Genomic DNA, 17,323 nt, shown 5'->3' with positions numbered 1-17,323 from the left:
AGAAAGTATCTTTCCCACGGGGGGCCTTCGTTCTACCCCAGCTACCTCTAGTATTCTAGACCTCAAAGAAAAAGGTCAACCAATTAACTTGGTCAACCTTATAATACGAAGGGCAGGATAGTTGCATAAGGAGTTATAATATATTAGACCAATTCTTTATGTTATTAATAATTTGTATCTGACACAAAGTGGTAGTGTTTAATTTACAAATAAAAGAGGAAGCGATACATATGATTCATACTTTTGCCGTAACAAACGATTTAAAACTAATAACTGATATACCATTAAAACGTTTAGATGATTCTGATATTAAATGGTTTTGGGTAGATTTCGATACACCTAGTGATAGAGAAGCACTCCTTTTACAAACTCATTTTGATTTGCATCCACTTGCAATTGAAGACTGCTTACATTCTCTACAACGTCCAAAACTTGATTATTATGATGGGTATAATTTTTTTGTTCTACACACTTTAAACCAATACTCCCTTGTACCTGAAGAATTAGATATATTTGTCGGACACAATTTTATAGTTACTTTCCATTCATCACCTTTAAGTGAAATAGGAATGGTTCGAAAAAGGGTAATGGAGGATAAAAATACTATTAATAAAGGGGTTCTCCACATTTTTTATTCAATAATGGATAAAATTGTAGATGAGTATTTTCCAAGTATTTATAAATGTGAAGATAAATTGAATGAAATAGAAATGAATAAAACAAATCAAGATTTAATTGAAAATGTTTATGAAATAAGAAACCAGTTACTTAAGTTAAGACGCACAATTTTTCCGATGAGAGAATTGCTGTATAGAATTTTAAATTCGGAGAGAGTGATAGTCCCAAAAGATGATCGAGTCTATTTTATGGATATATACGACCATTTATTGAGACTTTCTGAAATGATTGAGTCTAATCGAGAAATGACGGCAGATATACGAGACAATTATATTTCACTAAATTCAAACCGAATGAACAGAATTATGAAAACACTAACTGTTATGACATCAGTTTTCATTCCCTTAACGTTTATTGCCAGTATATATGGGATGAATTTTAAATATATGCCAGAACTTACCTTGCAATGGGGATATTTTGGAGTGCTGGGAGTTATGGTATCAGTTGGCTCTGTAATGTTGTTATGGTTTTGGCGTAAGGGTTGGTTTAAATGATTAAAAATAAAAAGCCGATGCAAAAAACGGGCACGATTGTTTAAAAAGGTTCACTTTTCCTTATAGAAATAACGGGGGCGTTGATCTAAGAAGAAGGATTAATGCCTTTTATGTTGAATTTCTTATGCAGCTAACGGGGCAGGTTAGTTCAACAAGGATAAGTAAAAAGGAGCTAAAATTTTAGCTCCTTTTTATTTGCTTTGCTCCCTATGGTTTTCTCCGTAAAGCTCATCTAAATGTTTTAAATGTCCTAAGCCCCATTCATGCATTGACATCAATAGTGGCATTAATCCTTTTCCATATTCGGTTATTGAATATTCAACTTTTGGAGGAATTTGTGCGTATATCTTACGGTTTATTATATCGTGATATTCCAATTCCCTTAGTTGAGTAGTCAGCATTTTTTTCGTTATATCTGGAATAAAGCGTTGAAGTTCACTAAAGCGTAGTGTTCCATTAACAATAATATGATAAAGAATAACAGGCTTCCATTTTCCAACAAGAATATCAAGAGCTGTCTCAACTGTTCCAGTTCCATTTCCTTTACATTCGTCAGCCATTTTCCCTACTCCTTTTATGGTATCTTTTTGTATACTATGATACATTAATGTGCCTACTTCCAAAAGTTGGTTCTAGAGATTATTATAACCTTAGTGGTTGATTTAGAACAGAGTATTTATTTCATTGCTAAAAACATGATTTGTAAATAAGTCTGAATTGAGGTAATTACTGATGCTTTTTGATAAATTACTCAAATAAAATAGGAGGTAAAAAAATGAATAACTTTCATAGCAGACCTAATACTTTTGTAAATCACGTTCATTTAAAGGTTGAAAATTTTAAGAGATAAAACAGGGAAGTTAGATATTTCTAAACATAGTCCAATGGATTTAGAAAGCGTCATCGCTGCAGCGAACGGTGAAAGATGGAATAGCATTCCTGAAGGAACAATAATCGGTCATATTCATTTGCATGTATCTAATTTAGATAAAACAAAAGAATTTTATCATGATGGTCTAGGGTTTGATATAGAAATGGATATACCAGACCAAGCAGTATTCTTCTCAAGTGGCAAAATATAGAATGAATGGGTTATTTAATAAAAGAAGAAAAAGGGGAATTCTTTACCGAAGATCCTTCTGGGAATCGAATTCTTTTGTACTGTTAAAAATTGCAATATTCAGACTAGGGGATGAAAATCATGTGCTACATTCCTAGAAGAATTCAGAGAGATTAAATAAACTAAATTAAAAATAGGGAGAGATAATTACAATGAAGTGGACAGTTCGAATATTACAAGGATTATTAGCAGTAGGTTTCTTATTATTTGGGTTTATGAAGGTTAGTGCAAACCCTATGCAAGTACAGGCATTTACCAATGTTTATGGCTACGGTACTGGTTTCATGTATGTAGTAGGAGCTATTGAAATCATATCAGCGATTGGTTTGCTGATTGGGTATTGGAAGAACAGTTTAGTTCCTGTTTTCAGCGGTATATTAACGATCACTATGGCTGGGGCAGTATTCACACATTTAAATAGTGGTCAAGGGTTTGGAGTTACTTTGACACCGTTTATTTTGTTGGTTTTAGCAGTAGTAGTGTTTTTTAGTCAGCGAAAAATGATAAACAAGAACAGTTTAGAAGGGCTTAAATTATGAATATTGCGTTATGGGTTGTTCAAATTATTTTAGGATTAGCATTTATTATGTTTGGGGCTATGAAAGCATTTCAATATGAGAAAGCTAAAGCAAGTTTGCCTTGGGTAAAAGATTCTTCAAAAGGATTGGTCACATTTATAGGAATGGCGGAACTGCTAGGAGGACTGGGGTTAATTTTACCTTATGTCACCGGAATCGCACCTATATTAACACCAATTGCTGCTCTTGGACTTGGATTAGTCATGATTTTGGCTGCTGGGTTACACGTTAAGAGGAAAGAAAATCAGGCAATTAGCATGAATATCATTTTTTTAGTCCCTGCCATATTCGTAGCAATCGGACGTTTGTAGGAGGAGTAAATAAATATGTTTCTTGCAATGGGCAAGGGAGAAGAAAACAAGGAACCAGTAGTCATCAATGAAACGTATGAATTTGGTGAAATGTGTAATTTGTGTGTTAAATTTTAGAACTGGAGAGGAACTATATGAAAATATTAGTTACAGGAGCAACAGGGAAATTAGGTTCAAAGGTTGTAGAATCATTATTGAAATCTATACCTGCAAGTGAACTGGCAGTAAGTGTTCGAAACCCTGAGAAAGCAGAAGGACTTCGTGATAGTGGAGTAGAAGTTCGTTATGGCGATTTTGACCATCGAGAAACATTGGAAAATGCTTTTAGAGGGATTGACCGCTTATTAATTATTTCTGCGGATGGAGACAATGAAACAAGAATTCGTCAGCATACTAATGCCGTCCAAGCAGCTGAGCGTGCAGGAGTAAAATTTATTGCTTACACAAGTTTAGCAAATGCAACCGATAGTAAAATATTGATTGCCCCTCCTCATGTTGCGACAGAAGCAGCCATCATTAAAACGGGTATCTCATATTCTTTCTTACGAAACAATTGGTATTTGGAAAATGAACTGGGAAGCATTCAAGGTGCTATTGCAGGAGCCCCATGGATAACTTCTTCAGGAGAAGGTAAAGTAGGCTGGGCACTGCAACAAGATTATGCAGATGCAGCGGCAGCAGTTCTCGTAGGAAACGGTCATGAAAATACAGTGTATGAACTTTCAGGTCCTCTATTAACTCAAGAAGAATTGGCATCTTCTCTTGGTAATGTATTGGGTAAAGCAGTACCTGTACAACAAGTTAGTGATGAAAAATATGCAGAGATCATGAAAGGCTTAGGTGTACCTGATTTAATGATTCCGTTTGTAGCAGGGATTCAAGCTAGCATTCGGAACGGTTCGCTAGAAGTTGCAAGCAATGATTTTGAAAAAGTTCTTAGTCGTCCAGTTACTCCGATTAACGAAGCTCTGAACCAAATTGTTAATACAATATCATAAACAAAATAAAATCCTGAAAAAACCGACATAAAAGTCGGTTTTTTTTCAGGATTTATGCACTTGTAATATATACATATGTATAGTTTTTTTAAATCGTAATTGAGAAGAATTTATTATCCCTTATTCAACTAACTGGGGCGTTAACGGAATAATGAAGTTAAAAGTAGCCTCTTTTTAGCAATACTGTTTATGAATAGCGCCATTAATAAAAGATCCTTAGGAGAAGAAAGGCTGGGCAAGCTATTGGCACCAACGAATCCTCCGCGAACTTGATTTAACGAGCGGGGAATCAATCGAATTTGCAAAACTTAATGCAGGTGTGGTGCAGCCGTCAAGAACAGGTATTAACCCTTATTACTTAGGCATCAAAATGTTTGAGGATATTGAAGAGCGGTATAACAACCCAGACGAAGAGATGAAAAGGCGCGGGGTTAAACCAAATTCAGGTCGTGAAAAAATGTTTGAAGTGCGGGAAATCGAATCGGATATCTCCTTCCTCCGCAATTACCTCACAAAGGATTTGGTCATGCGCGAGGATATGTATCTGTTCCAGAAAAAAGGGCGCGATTACAAAATTGTCGATAAGCAATGGGAAGCAGTACGCGATCAGCTCGTCGGCATGCGGGTCAATGGGGGGTTCCCGTATATTACGGTGAATGACGGGGACTATTTAAAAAATGGGGAACTTTACCTGAAGCATTGGTTTGAGGATATTGAGCTGGATGTAAAATACCTGGAGAAGGTTTTGCCGCATATGCATTATTTATGGGGGCGTACGGTTCATATTGAAACGGTGTTGGAAGGTAAGGGGATTTAGTTTAGCTATGATGGGAAGAGTGTGAGTCGGAAGTATGTATGAGTAATGTGAAGAAGCCAATCAGGGATTGGCTTCTTTTATTTGAGAAGTGTTACTTTTTGAATATAAGGTCGTGCTCGATAATTGAAGAACGGGAATATAATTTGGTTACCAATTTTCTAAATTCCTCTGTCCACAAACAAATGGAAGCAATAGCAGAAGATCAAGATTGTCAAATGGACGGTATCTTTTTATGCTGCTAAGGGGCAGCATTCCTGCAATAAATGAACAGTGTGGTTAAATATGTGAAACAACATCATTTAAACTATCAATGGCAATAGCAGAATCATCTATAAACACCTTGAGAGGCATCGCATAAGATAAAAAATACCGCCATTGACGGTATACAATCTTCTACTATTAAAATTGGGAGTGGAACAATGGTTGAAACTAATTGACACTATTATTTTTCCTAATTTCGTCACGAATGTCCTTTAGATAATCATTTTTTTGTTTCATTAACTTTATGATAGTACTTGCAACATAAGTAGCAAAAATGAGAATTCCTAAATATATTATGATAGGAATAATTCCCAAGAAATCCAACATTTCCATAAATTAACCCCTCTAAACTATATTTTATTATTATATTATCATATTTATCACAAATTAATCGTTAATAAACTTAAACTCTCAGGGTAGATACAAAATGAGGGCAATCGCTTTTTTATTAAAGGGGAAGGTTAACGAAAAGAGACAAACGGAATCGATGGTAATTTAATCAAACATCAACATTATTGTTTAAAAACCGTGAGCTAGCCTGACACGGTTTTTATCTTTCTAATTCCATTATTCTAGTTGTCTCTAAAGGTCAATAGGCTAACTTACCCCATTATTTTTTAGGATTCAACGGGTCAGGGACAACAAACTTCACATCATGTTCCTTGCATCTGGTGTTACTCAACACATTTTTTACCTTATCTGTGTACCGCTCCTCTAACCAATCTCTTGAGAAAGAATTCGTCGCTGAGACGAAGAGAGTATCTTCTGTTTCTTTGATTAGATACGTATCTCTTAACCAAGCATTGAAACTGGGTTCACTGATGACACCTGATAAGCTTTCTAAAGCTTCACTCCAGATTTCGTTTGTTACCGAATTTAAAGAAGTATCTGTTTTGATTTCTGGATTCACTTTCATATAAGCCGCTAACATCTTATCGAGCAGATATCCAAAATTCTCATAATAGCCAGAATCGATCTCAAACAAGATTTGTTCCTTTTGAGGAAAATCGATTTGCACCATGAATAGCTTGAAGACCGTTCGTACCTCAGCCACCTGGAGAAGTGATACTAACACATCCTTGTTATTATATATGAGTTCCATCTCTTTCTTCGTAAGCATCCCTTTCCATCCCATCCTTAAGAAATTAATAAGTCAAGTATATCGGAACCAGTGTATAAACTCTTGACGGCTGTATTATTCCTGCATTAACCTTTGTAAATTCGATTGACTCGCCACTTGTAAAATCAAGCTCGCGGAGGATTCTCTAAACAGTATCACTAAGAAGAGGATATTTTTAAGCTTCTTTATTCTGTTAATGCCCCCGTTTGTTTAAGTACGTTTCATCACAAACATGCTTTATACTCTTCATTCAAAAGCTATAATCACAGATCCTAATAGAAGTAATCTCCTTTGCAGCAGAGAAATAAAGGATAATATTATTAATACTTCTCTAGAAATAAACTTCATAAATATTTGTTTATTTAAAAAAGTTTTTTATCTATTTTAAAAGTTTTTTTACTAAATCTACTATTTCGTTGTAATCGTTATAACTGATTTGTTTATTTTTTGTTAAATCTGTTACTTCAAAATGCCCCAAAGTATGAAGGTAACGTACTCTTACTCTAGGTATATTATTTTTAGTAAATACTTCTTCAATTTCACAATCAGAAAATGTCTCCATAGTTTTCAGTATTTTTAATATGTGATTTGTTGTTGGCATTGCTTCACCTCTTTTATGGTAATGAATGGAAATCCACTGATACCAAATTAAATGAAATAGTGTGTCTGATTATAATCTATCCAATGACCTATCGACCAAGGCCTTCAAACGGTGTAACAATCAAATAAAGACTACCCATTAATCCTTTTATTATTAGTAATAATTTGTTGCGTTTAAATATGAGTTCATTCAATAAAAAAGAGTTGAATTTTCTTCAGCTACCTCGTTACTACTCTTACTTCTGGAAAATAATCACAGCTTCATCGCCCGAATATTTAATTTTTAGAATGGTTTTCTCTGAATTGGCTTCCAACCATTCTGCAATACGTTTTGTTTTATTTGGTAAAACACCCCATTTAATAACTTCAATACTTATTAAATTTGCTTTTCCTAACATCTATAATGATCCTTTCTGTCATAATGTACTTCTTATATGAGGTATTACTCTTTAATAAACGTCTATTCCATTCCAGAGTTGAGGTAATTCAACAGTGTTTTGTTTAGGAAGTAGGAATCGAAAATTAAACATAATTGTTTCGATCACTTTCATATAATTGCAGTGGTAAATTTCTGTTTTTGTATTTTTTACTATATCGATAATTTTATAAGAACCAGATGAATAATAAATAATAATAGTTGGAGAGTCATTTTTGCAAAAAACTTCTACGATAGCGGTTTCGCGAAACATATACAAAGTTTTCAACCTAGTTATAAGAAAGCAAGTCGAACGCATACGTATAAATCCCCTTCGTATTTTCGATGATAAGTCCCATATATAAATAAGATTGCAAACTATAAACAAAACTTTCTAACAGTTTTTATTTGAATTCTTCCCCTTTATCAATATAAAATGTTAACAGATCTAGTAAACAACACGTGTCGGTTAACATATCATTTATCAGCATTATTATTATTATAACTTGATAGTTTTTTTCTTCAATCCACAATAAAACAGATATGTATTAGTATTCAACATTCTGTATAAAAGTGTTGAAAAAAACACGTTAAAAAGATTAAAAAGTCGGGGTGCTTATGTTATGAAACATAAAAAAGAAGATCGGAGAGTAGTCAGAACTAAAAGGGATTTGAAAGATGCCTTTTTTACTTTATTAAACGAAAAGAATGATATCGAAAAGGTATCAATTGTTGATATAACGGAAAAAGCCAATTATAATCGAGCAACTTTTTATGTCCATTATCTGGATAAACAATCATTAATCGACGAAATTATTGATGAAACACTCGATGGTTTTCTTGCCGCCTTTAGAGAGCCTTATAAACAAATAAAAACTCTCGAATTAGATAAGGTTTCCATACAAGCAATTCAAATATTCAAATACATTGAAGGTAATTCGGAAATTTTCAGATTGTTATTTACTAATAAGGCATTTAAGGGGTTTAATAAAAAATTCAGTAGTGTACTGGAGGAATTATTCCTAACTGAAGTAAGCTACTTCGACAATCAATCCCAATATTTTGAAAAAATTAACAAGGAATTATTTGTTCGTGCACAGTCTTACTCTATGATAGGAATTATCTCCTATTGGGTTGAACACAATTTTATCTATTCAGCCGATTTTATGAACGAACAACTACTAATGATTACTAGGTATTATGATTCAACTAAGATAACGTTTGTTAAACCATGAAATATATGGAATTTCTGCCAACGCATCCTCCGCGAACTTGATTTAACGAGCGGGGAATCAATCGAATTTGCAAAACTCAATGCAGGTGTGGTACAGCCATCACGAACATGTATTAACCGTTATCACTTGGGTATCAAGATGTTTGAGGATATCGAAGAACGATATAACAACCCAGACGAAGAGATGAAAAGGCGCGGGGTTAAACCAAATTCAGGCCGTGAAAAAATGTTTGAAGTGCAGGAGATTGAATCGGACATTTCCTTCCTCCGCAATTACCTCACAAAGGATTTAGTCATGCGTGAGGATATGTATCTGTTCCAGAAAAAAGGGCGCGATTATAAAATCGTCGATAAGGAATGGAAAGCGGTACGAGATCAGCTCGTTGGGATGCGGGTCAATGGAGGGTTCCCGTACATTACGGTGAATGATGGGGATTACTTGAAAAATGGAGAGCTCTATTTGAAACACTGGTTTGAAGATATCGAGCTGGATGTGAAGTATCTGGAGAAGGTTTTGCCGCATTTGCATTATTTATTTATGGGGTCGCACAGTTCATATGGAAACGGTGTTGGAAGGTAAGGGGATTTTGTTTAGTTATGATGGGAAGAGTGTGAGTCGGAAGTATGTGTGAGTGATGAGAAGAAGCCAATCCAAGATTGGCTTTTTTTGCAGTTAGGGATAACCAGTATTTCTCTTTCTTAATTTTGCTTTATTTAAAAATATTCATTCACAAACTTTTTCATATTATTTTTCTTTTAATATAGGAGTGCTGCTCTCCATTTGTGACATAAGAAAGCTTGTATTCCAGTACGCCACCATACTTGTGATAAAACAAATGGATAAATTGTGAAAAATAGCACAAACATCGGTAAATAAAGTAAAAATATGCTAAAGTGGTTTATATAGAAAGTATAAAGGAGTGTATATAGTGGGGGCAGTAGAAAAGAAGAAAAAGCCATTTTATAAAAAATGGTGGGTTTGGTTAATTGCAATCATATTGATTATAGCAGTGGGTACTTCTGAAGAAAATGAGGAGAGTAAGGCTGTTGATTCTTCTGATGTAAAAGAAACAAATGTAGTTAATGACACTAAAAACAAAGAACAAGAAAAAGAAGAAACAACTACTAAAGAAGTAGCAAAAGAAGAACCGAAAGAAGAAGCAAAAACTGAAAAAGTAAGTGTTTCAAGAGAATTTAGTTCTGCATTGAAAAAAGCAGAACAGTATGCTGAGAGCATGCATATGTCAAAGAACGCTATATATGACCAATTAGTTTCTGAATATGGAGAACAGTTCCCTGCTGATGCAGCTCAATATGCTATTAATAATCTTGAATTTGATTGGAATGCAAATGCATTAAAGAAAGCAAACTCTTATGCTGATGATATGGATATGTCAAAAAGCGCTATATATGACCAATTAGTTTCTGAATATGGAGAAAAATTCACTCCAGAAGAAGCTCAATATGCAATAGATAATCTAGAGTAATAGAATAATTTTTTTGACTAGAGTAGCAGTTTTGCTACTCTTTTTGTTAGGTGTTACAGGCATTATCCATCCATAGCAGAAGATGATTTGCATAAGATTATGAAACTAATTATAGATAAAGTGTGAAAAATAAAAGGTGAAAACTTCATTTCTGTTAATTTTATGGATAATGTTTGCTACGAATGATCCTGTATTGCAGGTTTGGCCGGTAAACCCGACTATGAGGAGCGGGGTGAGGTGAACCTGGATATGGTACGCCATTGATCAAACAGGGAAAAACCAGTTCATGGTCAAAGCAGACTGGGTGGATTCTGTGTGACCTGGTTCCAATTCGCCAGGTAGATCACGAAAAAAACGATGCTGTTTCATGAGAGTAATTTCTAGTGTTCATATGTGTGTTAAAGTAGAAGCCAATCAGCGATTGGCTTCCTTTTTATTGTTAAGTATAATATTTCGAAATTGAATGAGTTATCTAATGGTAATAAAACGATTTTTTGACTTTTTAACTTAATTGGTTTCGGTATCTATTTTTTTATTTCGACATATTCTTAGAGGATATTTCTTTACATTTAATATCTCCTTCTTCTTGGTGAGATTGTGGCTGTATCAATTAAGCAAGGAAGATTCTTAGAAGAAGAGAGACTGGAGTTGTTTTGTCTAAAGATTTCAATGGAACATTACAGGAGGGTTGAGCAAGTAAAACCAGCTATTGCTGGTTTATCTTCGTTTCCTTCGCCAAATCCACACGTTTGACAAGAGAAGTAATCCTGCAATGGTACCAGCAATTCTTTGATCGCGGCTTCGGGTATATTCTAAAAAGTCATCTGCATCATAATCTGCCAGTTCCCCGTTTGGAAACTTTTCCACGTCCGTTGTCAGCTTCGGCCATTCATCTGTTCGTCCGCACGGATCAACCTCAATGTGTAATCCTTTTTTATGTCCGTAAATGAGGTAGATTCCGCCTTCTTTGAGAGTTTCTTGTAACCAATCTCCGATCATGTCTTTCACTTTAACCCTAGGTTTCAGTTCTCCTTTATAGACCGTGTCCACTTGGATAATGTAACTGTCTCCATTTCGCTCCTTTACCATCCCTTTAAATACGAAATCGGCGTTCTTGAAAGCTTTTTCCGCGCGTTCAGGTTCCGCGCAGCTCAAAGCCTCTCCCGTAGTGGGAAAGGACAGGCTCCCTAGCAGAAGGAACAGAACCAATCCAAATCCTTTAGCCGTTCGCCAACTGTTCATACTGCTCATCCTCCTCTTATAATCCACATAACTTTAATTCAACTGGTATTTCGAAATAACCTTACCGTAAATTTGTTATTTATAAAGAATATTATTTAAAATTTTGAGGTAGTTGTTTTTATATTTCTTTATTTCAAGCAGGCTATATAATTATTTTAATGGATAAATCTTGAAAATGGAGCTGCATTCTTAAAAATGCCATTCAATAGGAAGAGATAGATGAAGAACATTTTGTTAATTGGACTTCTCTTGCTGGGATTACTCGTGAGCCACATATTAGTAAATATCCAGCCAAAACGCACAATATTTCGCATATGAAATCTGCGTGCGTTTTTTTGTTGTGATTTATTTTTCTTTATTTAATTTATATGCAGCGAATCCTAAATCAAAAATCGTGGAAATGAAAGGCAAATGAAAAAATAGAATAGTATTATGTGATAAAATATTTACTTACATGTTATTAACGTTAATTATAGGGGAGTCCTAGAATGAAAAAGAAAATAAACTATATAATCTCACTTTTAACGATTATCTTTTTGGTGAGTTGTTCGAATGCTGATGATACATCTATTACAGATGTAGAAAAAGAATCACAAGAAGTAACCACAGTTAATACAGAAGAAAATAGTCAAAAAGAAGAAAAAGAAGAAACTACCCCTACGGTTAGTGATGAACCAGCAGTAGAGGAACAAGTAGTTGATGAACCGGTAATAGAGGAAACAAAAAACCAATCAAAGGATGAACGGTTCTCAGGATACAAACGGATTGAAGTTGATGGTGGCGATTTGTCTGGATATCGTGAAGCTAACGTTGTCGTTGACATTGGCTTTGGGGATCGTGAATATTGGGCATTTACGAATGAATACGGCCAATTAGTGCGGGTCATTGCTGACGAAATTATTCTGCAAGATGATCGTGGCGAACCTGTAACATCATCTGGAAGATACTACTCTGATGAGGCGAAAGTTCCTGGTGTTGAGAGTGATAATTTAGATGAAGGACATATCATCGCTGATTCTCTCGGCGGGGTATCGAATGCTTATAATATTACCCCGCAGGATAGTACACTCAACCGACATGGTGACCAAGCTTATATGGAAGATGCGATTCGTCGTGCGGGTGGAGCTACTAATTTCGAAGCAATTATCACCTATCCGAATACGAAAACACAGGTCCCTTCCCATTACCAGTATTCCTATACTATAAGGGGTAACGAGATTGTGGATAAATTTGGCAATGTAAACCCTGATGAAGTAAACGCATCGCTCGGTTTAACAGAAAGTAAGCCTTCTGATTCAACTAGTTCAAGTAATTCTAGTAGTTCAACTAGTTCAAACACGAAAGGTGATATTTCTAGTGTTGATGTGAATGGTAATGGACAAGTGACAATTAAAGAAGCAAAAGATGCAGGTTTCAGTATGCCCATAACGAGTGACCATTGGTTATATCCTTATATGCGCGATAACGATAATGATGGAATGGTAGGGGAGTAACACTTTTAACTCTGAGACAAACTAGATGAACGAGAGAATAGTTCTTCGTTAAAGATCTATAAGCTTGGGATATCCCAAGCTTATTTTTTATTAATAGGTTTACTCAATCATTAGCTATTTTTGTTAGGAAAACGGATGGTATTTGAGCTGTGCTTTATATTTGATGTCTTTTTTAGAGGATAAGGATAGAGAATGTGAACGAGGTATTAGAGGATGCTACTATATGACGATAGGTTGTGGTGATGGTTCTGCTACTATTACACAAGAATAAACATCCAAGTATGAAAGGTGAGCGACGTATTATTTGCTATTTATAAAATTACCTGTTATTGTTAAGAAGAATTATTTTTGTTCGGTTTCAGATTGAGAAGAGATTTTGATTTTCGTCTAAGGTATTTGAGCAAGGATAGTAACACATTGTGTGGATATCCACACTAGGAGGCAACAATTATGGAACAAGGTAAAGTGAAATGGTTTAATGCAGAAAAAGGTTTTGGATTTATCGAACGTGAAGGCGGAGAAGACGTATTCGTACATTTCTCAGCTATCCAAAGCGAAGGTTTCAAATCTTTAGACGAAGGTCAAAGTGTAACGTTTGAAGTAGAACAAGGACAACGTGGCCCACAAGCTACAAACGTTCAAAAAGCTTAATAAGAGCTAATGAAAGACCCTGCATATGCAGGGTCTTTTTTTGTTTTTAAATCAATTTGCGCAATAAAAAAGCCCTATTCAAGAAATGAATAGAGCTTAGACAACAAAAGAATGAAACTGTATAGCAAATGGTAGGCTAAGTATAGCACAGTGCTTGAATAATCCCTAATTTAAACTTGCTTAATTGCAAAGGGAGTATTTTTCTAATCTTTTTTATGAATACAATAACTGCTAGCTTCCTTAAAAATCCTTCATTAAACATTTAATAAGGTAACAAAAGTTTCCTTCATCACTTCTTCAGATGGACGGTCTCCACTTTTTACATATTTAGTTGACATTCCATATAGGATCCAACTAATCATAATGCTATGCAAGTCTGCTTTTTCATTTGACGAAGAGGGGTACTTTTTTTTAATAAATCTTTAAATACCCTTGCGAGTTCTTCTTTTATGATAGTTTCAATTTTGGGTGTAAATGCTTCATGTGAAGTTACATCTTTTAATATTCCCTGTAACACATCTTCACTGATGACTGTTTCCAATAAGTCATATTTATCAAAGAAGTGATAATAAAACGTTGCGCGATTAACAGTTGCTCGTTGCGTAATGTCTTTTATAGTAATATCCTTGAAATCCTTCTCAATTACTAACTCCATAAATGATTCCATAATTCTTTAGACATTACGAAGCAGTATATTGCACAAGGATAACCATCCTATTATGAAAGGTGAGATCGTATGGTTTGCTATTATTGGAATTACCTGTTATTCTTAAGAAGAATTATTTTTGTTCGGTTTCAGATTGAGAAGCGATTTTGATTTTCGTCTAAGGTATTTGAGCAAGGATAGTAACACATTGTGTGGATATCCACACTAGGAGGCAACAATTATGGAACAAGGTAAAGTGAAATGGTTTAATGCAGAAAAAGGTTTTGGATTTATCGAACGTGAAGGCGGAGAAGACGTATTCGTACATTTCTCAGCTATCCAAAGCGAAGGTTTCAAATCTTTAGACGAAGGTCAAAGTGTAACGTTTGAAGTAGAACAAGGACAACGTGGCCCACAAGCTACAAACGTTCAAAAAGCTTAATAAGAGCTAATGAAAGATCCTGCATATGCAGGATCTTTTTTTGTTTATAAATAATTTGGTCCATAAAAAAGCCCTATTCAAGAAATGAATAGAGCTTAGACAACAAACGAATGAAACTAGTATAGCAAATGGTAGGCTAAGTATAGCACAGTGCTTGAATAATCCCTAATTTAAACCTACTTAATTGTAAAGGGATTGTTTGTGTTATTTTTTTACGATGCAGTCACTAATCTACTGAAAATCCTTCTTTAAACATATTTAATAGAAATTCCTTCATCACTTCTTCCGATGGCCGATCGCCACTATTTATATATTTAGTCGACATCCCATATAGGTCCAACTATCCTCTAGTGATGAGCAGCTAACCAATCAGGAGTCAGAGCGAGAGACCACTGGCTTTTTAGCTTTAGAACATTTCCAAGCAGTATATTGCACACGGATAAACATCTTATTATTAATGTTGAGCGTCGTATTATTTGCTATTTTTAAATATACCTGTTATTCTTAAGAAGAATTATTTTTGTTCGGTTTCAGATTGAGAAGCGATTTTGATTTTCGTCTAAGGTATTTGAGCAGGGATAGTAACACATTGTGTGGACATCCACACTAGGAGGCAACAATTATGGAACAAGGTAAAGTGAAATGGTTTAATGCAGAAAAAGGTTTTGGATTTATCGAACGTGAAGGCGGAGAAGACGTATTCGTACATTTCTCAGCTATCCAAAGCGAAGGTTTCAAATCTTTAGACGAAGGTCAAAGTGTAACGTTTGAAGTAGAACAAGGACAACGTGGCCCACAAGCTACAAACGTTCAAAAAGCTTAATAAAGCTAATGAAAGATCCTGCATATGCAGGATCTTTTTTTGTTTTTTATTCAATTTGGTCAACAAAAATCCCTAATCACGGGCATATTTCCAACTGTCCAAATTTTATATGAATTTAACGAGTAATAAAAAAATTACCTAGTAAAAGAAGTAACGATTTTAATGAGTTGAGAAATCATTAGTCTCTTTTAATCGTTGAAGCTTATTCCATGGTAAATACATCAAAACCCATAAAATAACAATCATACAAGCTAAACCAAATATGTACCCGGGATTCCCAAGTACCTTTTCAAGCGGAACAAGTGGGGAACCAGGTGAGGGGACATTTAAAAACATAAAGTTTGTATCCCATATTTTATTTAATGGATAGATAATTGATCCTGTCACAGCTAAAAATAGGACTGAACCTACTATTCTTTTTTTATTTGGTTTTACAATCCCAGCGTATAACACCATGACACAATACATAACAAGTGCAAAATGAAAAATAAAGCTAAATAAACTCATAAATTCATAAATCGGGCGATGTGTCCAGTTACAAAATAATAAAGCTGCAATTGCACCAGGTAAGAATAAGTTATAGAGCTTTTCACCAATTATTAAGCTATTTGTATAGGCATGATATAAAATCGCAAAAATCGCAAAACCACATAATTCAAACGGTAGAAAGTCAACTGTAAATTCATTTCTGTTAATCAAATAGATATTCTTAATTATCTCAAATAATAAAATAAACCATGCGATTCTTCGTTGTACAATACTCTGACTTTTGGCATCTAATTTATTGAAATGCTTACTAACCTTGATAACGGTCAACGTTATTATAATGAGCCATGCAATATGATATGGTCCAAATAATGAAAATCCCATTTTTCTACCTTCCTTTTTATTTCATGAAGAAACCATTTTGGCAAAAGCGCAAAATGGCTGGATTTATTATGATGAATATTTCGTATCTGTTTTTTCTACTAAATTAATGATATCCAAACTAATATAAGTGCCACGACTAGCACCCTAAGAAGAACAACACTATAAACTATTAATGACTTCATGGCTAAAGAATAAGTCTCCATTTTCACCATTGGCAATACGGCTGTCATAACAATAATCCCTAATATTAAAATAGCAATAATCGGCACGACAAACAATCGGTTGGAATTTTCTAATTCTTTCAATATCTACCTTTCCTATTAATGAACAAGATGTCTATATATACTCTACATGGAAATGATCATTGGTGAGAATATATTTTATACATGAATACTTTGAATCTCAAGATTAAGTTAGACTAGGGGATGAATCTGTTTAAATTCCCTTAGAATGAGAGTAAACCATTATCTTAGCCGAAGGAAATGTGGCTGTTTCCCTCGTTATTGGTGTCTTAACCATTAGAGAATACCCCCTCACCATTGGTCGAGGAGGTATCACCACTTATTTTTAGGATAACCTCCCTCCGTCGCAGGCACATTATATTTTTCTGTGAAACGGGTTATATCATGTGGTTGTTCATCTTGAATGTTTCAGAGTATATATTGCATCATGGATAAATATCCAATTATGAAAGGTGAGGTCGTATAGTTTGCTATTATTGGAATTACCTGTTATTCTTAAGAAGAATTATTTTTGTTCGGTTTCAGATTGAGAAGCGATTTTGATTTTCGTCTAAGGTATTTGAGCAAGGATAGTAACACATTGTGTGGACATCCACACTAGGAGGCAACAATTATGGAACAAGGTAAAGTGAAATGGTTTAATGCAGAAAAAGGTTTTGGATTTATCGAACGTGAAGGCGGAGAAGACGTATTCGTACATTTCTCAGCTATCCAAAGCGAAGGTTTCAAATCTTTAGACGAAGGTCAAAGTGTAACGTTTGAAGTAGAACAAGGACAACGTGGCCCACAAGCTACAAACGT

20 protein-coding genes and 3 pseudogenes are annotated in these 17,323 nt (G+C 34.7%); 14 read left to right on the top strand and 9 right to left on the bottom strand.

Annotation, left to right across the window (positions count from 1 at the left end; all coding sequences use genetic code 11):
* Positions 1-230 precede the first annotated feature (230 nt).
* Entirely contained in the window at positions 231-1,172 is a 942-nt protein-coding gene (gene corA, locus AC4BHA_RS15800) for a magnesium/cobalt transporter CorA (RefSeq protein ID WP_066102697.1), read from the top strand.
* Positions 1,173-1,363: 191 nt separating this feature from the next.
* Here corA and AC4BHA_RS15795 read toward each other — a convergent pair whose 3' ends face one another.
* Positions 1,364-1,732: a winged helix-turn-helix transcriptional regulator gene (locus tag AC4BHA_RS15795; RefSeq protein WP_148631153.1), complete on the bottom strand. Its 369-nt coding sequence runs from the start codon at positions 1,730-1,732 to the stop codon at positions 1,364-1,366.
* Positions 1,733-2,002: 270 nt separating this feature from the next.
* Here AC4BHA_RS15795 and AC4BHA_RS15790 point away from each other — a divergent pair, with 270 nt between their 5' ends.
* The 5 genes and pseudogenes from AC4BHA_RS15790 to AC4BHA_RS15770 form a co-directional block, all read left to right on the top strand.
* Positions 2,003-2,254, top strand: a complete 252-nt coding sequence (locus AC4BHA_RS15790; protein WP_490552250.1) for a VOC family protein — start codon at positions 2,003-2,005, stop codon at positions 2,252-2,254.
* A gap of 190 nt (positions 2,255-2,444) precedes the next feature.
* On the top strand, positions 2,445-2,831 hold the full coding sequence (locus AC4BHA_RS15785; RefSeq protein WP_490552248.1) for a DoxX family protein: 387 nt from the start codon (positions 2,445-2,447) through the stop codon (positions 2,829-2,831).
* On the top strand, positions 2,828-3,181 hold the full coding sequence (locus AC4BHA_RS15780) for a DoxX family protein (protein WP_148631147.1): 354 nt from the start codon (positions 2,828-2,830) through the stop codon (positions 3,179-3,181). Before AC4BHA_RS15785 ends, AC4BHA_RS15780 begins: the two co-directional genes overlap by 4 nt.
* 134 nt (positions 3,182-3,315) lie before the next feature.
* Complete coding sequence (locus AC4BHA_RS15775; RefSeq protein WP_148631145.1) at positions 3,316-4,179, top strand: SDR family oxidoreductase; 864 nt, start codon at positions 3,316-3,318, stop codon at positions 4,177-4,179.
* A gap of 226 nt (positions 4,180-4,405) precedes the next feature.
* Positions 4,406-4,996, top strand: a pseudogene (locus tag AC4BHA_RS15770) (SpoVR family protein); the annotation flags it as partial.
* An 871-nt stretch (positions 4,997-5,867) separates the two neighbouring features.
* Here the strand turns inward: AC4BHA_RS15770 and AC4BHA_RS15765 are convergent.
* The 4 genes and pseudogenes from AC4BHA_RS15765 to AC4BHA_RS15750 form a co-directional block, all read right to left on the bottom strand.
* Entirely contained in the window at positions 5,868-6,377 is a 510-nt protein-coding gene (locus AC4BHA_RS15765) for a DnaA N-terminal domain-containing protein (protein ID WP_490558899.1), read from the bottom strand.
* A 34-nt stretch (positions 6,378-6,411) separates the two neighbouring features.
* Positions 6,412-6,522 (bottom strand): annotated as a pseudogene (locus tag AC4BHA_RS15760) (SpoVR family protein); the annotation flags it as partial.
* 234 nt (positions 6,523-6,756) lie between these two features.
* The gene (locus AC4BHA_RS15755) at positions 6,757-6,978 is read right to left on the bottom strand and encodes a hypothetical protein (protein ID WP_490552241.1); all 222 of its coding nucleotides are present in this window, start codon (positions 6,976-6,978) and stop codon (positions 6,757-6,759) included.
* 235 nt (positions 6,979-7,213) lie between these two features.
* On the bottom strand, positions 7,214-7,375 hold the full coding sequence (locus AC4BHA_RS15750) for a hypothetical protein (protein WP_490552239.1): 162 nt from the start codon (positions 7,373-7,375) through the stop codon (positions 7,214-7,216).
* Positions 7,376-8,015: 640 nt separating this feature from the next.
* On the opposite strand from AC4BHA_RS15750, the gene AC4BHA_RS15745 reads away from it, so the two are divergent.
* From AC4BHA_RS15745 to AC4BHA_RS15735, 3 genes and pseudogenes are all read left to right on the top strand, one after another.
* Positions 8,016-8,627 (top strand): TetR/AcrR family transcriptional regulator, encoded by a 612-nt coding sequence (locus AC4BHA_RS15745; RefSeq protein WP_490552236.1) that lies wholly within the window; start codon positions 8,016-8,018, stop codon positions 8,625-8,627.
* A gap of 18 nt (positions 8,628-8,645) precedes the next feature.
* A pseudogene (locus AC4BHA_RS15740) lies at positions 8,646-9,258 on the top strand (SpoVR family protein); the annotation flags it as partial.
* A 297-nt stretch (positions 9,259-9,555) separates the two neighbouring features.
* A complete protein-coding gene (locus AC4BHA_RS15735; protein WP_490552234.1) occupies positions 9,556-10,113 on the top strand; it encodes an Ltp family lipoprotein in 558 nt (185 codons plus the stop codon).
* A 717-nt stretch (positions 10,114-10,830) separates the two neighbouring features.
* Here the strand turns inward: AC4BHA_RS15735 and AC4BHA_RS15730 are convergent.
* Positions 10,831-11,355 carry a hypothetical protein gene (locus tag AC4BHA_RS15730; RefSeq protein ID WP_066102172.1) on the bottom strand — a complete coding sequence of 175 codons (525 nt, stop codon included), beginning with the start codon at positions 11,353-11,355 and terminating at the stop codon, positions 10,831-10,833.
* 488 nt (positions 11,356-11,843) lie between these two features.
* Here AC4BHA_RS15730 and AC4BHA_RS15725 point away from each other — a divergent pair, with 488 nt between their 5' ends.
* Both AC4BHA_RS15725 and AC4BHA_RS15720 read left to right on the top strand, forming a co-directional pair.
* Entirely contained in the window at positions 11,844-12,848 is a 1,005-nt protein-coding gene (locus AC4BHA_RS15725) for a DNA/RNA non-specific endonuclease (protein ID WP_490558898.1), read from the top strand.
* 450 nt (positions 12,849-13,298) lie between these two features.
* Entirely contained in the window at positions 13,299-13,499 is a 201-nt protein-coding gene (locus tag AC4BHA_RS15720) for a cold-shock protein (RefSeq protein ID WP_066102150.1), read from the top strand.
* Positions 13,500-13,857: 358 nt separating this feature from the next.
* Here AC4BHA_RS15720 and AC4BHA_RS15715 read toward each other — a convergent pair whose 3' ends face one another.
* Positions 13,858-14,154: a TetR/AcrR family transcriptional regulator gene (locus tag AC4BHA_RS15715; protein WP_490552230.1), complete on the bottom strand. Its 297-nt coding sequence runs from the start codon at positions 14,152-14,154 to the stop codon at positions 13,858-13,860.
* Between the two features lie 232 nt (positions 14,155-14,386).
* Here AC4BHA_RS15715 and AC4BHA_RS15710 point away from each other — a divergent pair, with 232 nt between their 5' ends.
* Positions 14,387-14,587 carry a cold-shock protein gene (locus AC4BHA_RS15710; RefSeq protein WP_066102150.1) on the top strand — a complete coding sequence of 67 codons (201 nt, stop codon included), beginning with the start codon at positions 14,387-14,389 and terminating at the stop codon, positions 14,585-14,587.
* Positions 14,588-15,209: 622 nt separating this feature from the next.
* Positions 15,210-15,410: a cold-shock protein gene (locus AC4BHA_RS15705; RefSeq protein WP_066102150.1), complete on the top strand. Its 201-nt coding sequence runs from the start codon at positions 15,210-15,212 to the stop codon at positions 15,408-15,410.
* A 159-nt stretch (positions 15,411-15,569) separates the two neighbouring features.
* Here the strand turns inward: AC4BHA_RS15705 and AC4BHA_RS15700 are convergent, their stop codons facing one another.
* Both AC4BHA_RS15700 and AC4BHA_RS15695 read right to left on the bottom strand, forming a co-directional pair.
* A complete protein-coding gene (locus tag AC4BHA_RS15700; protein ID WP_490558897.1) occupies positions 15,570-16,280 on the bottom strand; it encodes a TMEM164 family acyltransferase in 711 nt (236 codons plus the stop codon).
* 98 nt (positions 16,281-16,378) lie between these two features.
* On the bottom strand, positions 16,379-16,585 hold the full coding sequence (locus AC4BHA_RS15695; RefSeq protein WP_490558896.1) for a hypothetical protein: 207 nt from the start codon (positions 16,583-16,585) through the stop codon (positions 16,379-16,381).
* 550 nt (positions 16,586-17,135) lie between these two features.
* Between AC4BHA_RS15695 and AC4BHA_RS15690 the strand changes: the two genes are divergently transcribed.
* Positions 17,136-17,323, top strand: a 188-nt coding sequence (locus AC4BHA_RS15690; protein WP_490558895.1) for a cold-shock protein, incomplete at its 3' end; no start/stop codon positions are given.

This window comes from Pradoshia sp. Z3_51 (genome assembly GCF_058215915.1).
Note: the sequence above shows the minus strand (reverse complement) of the source record. Positions and strands in the feature narration are given on the sequence as shown.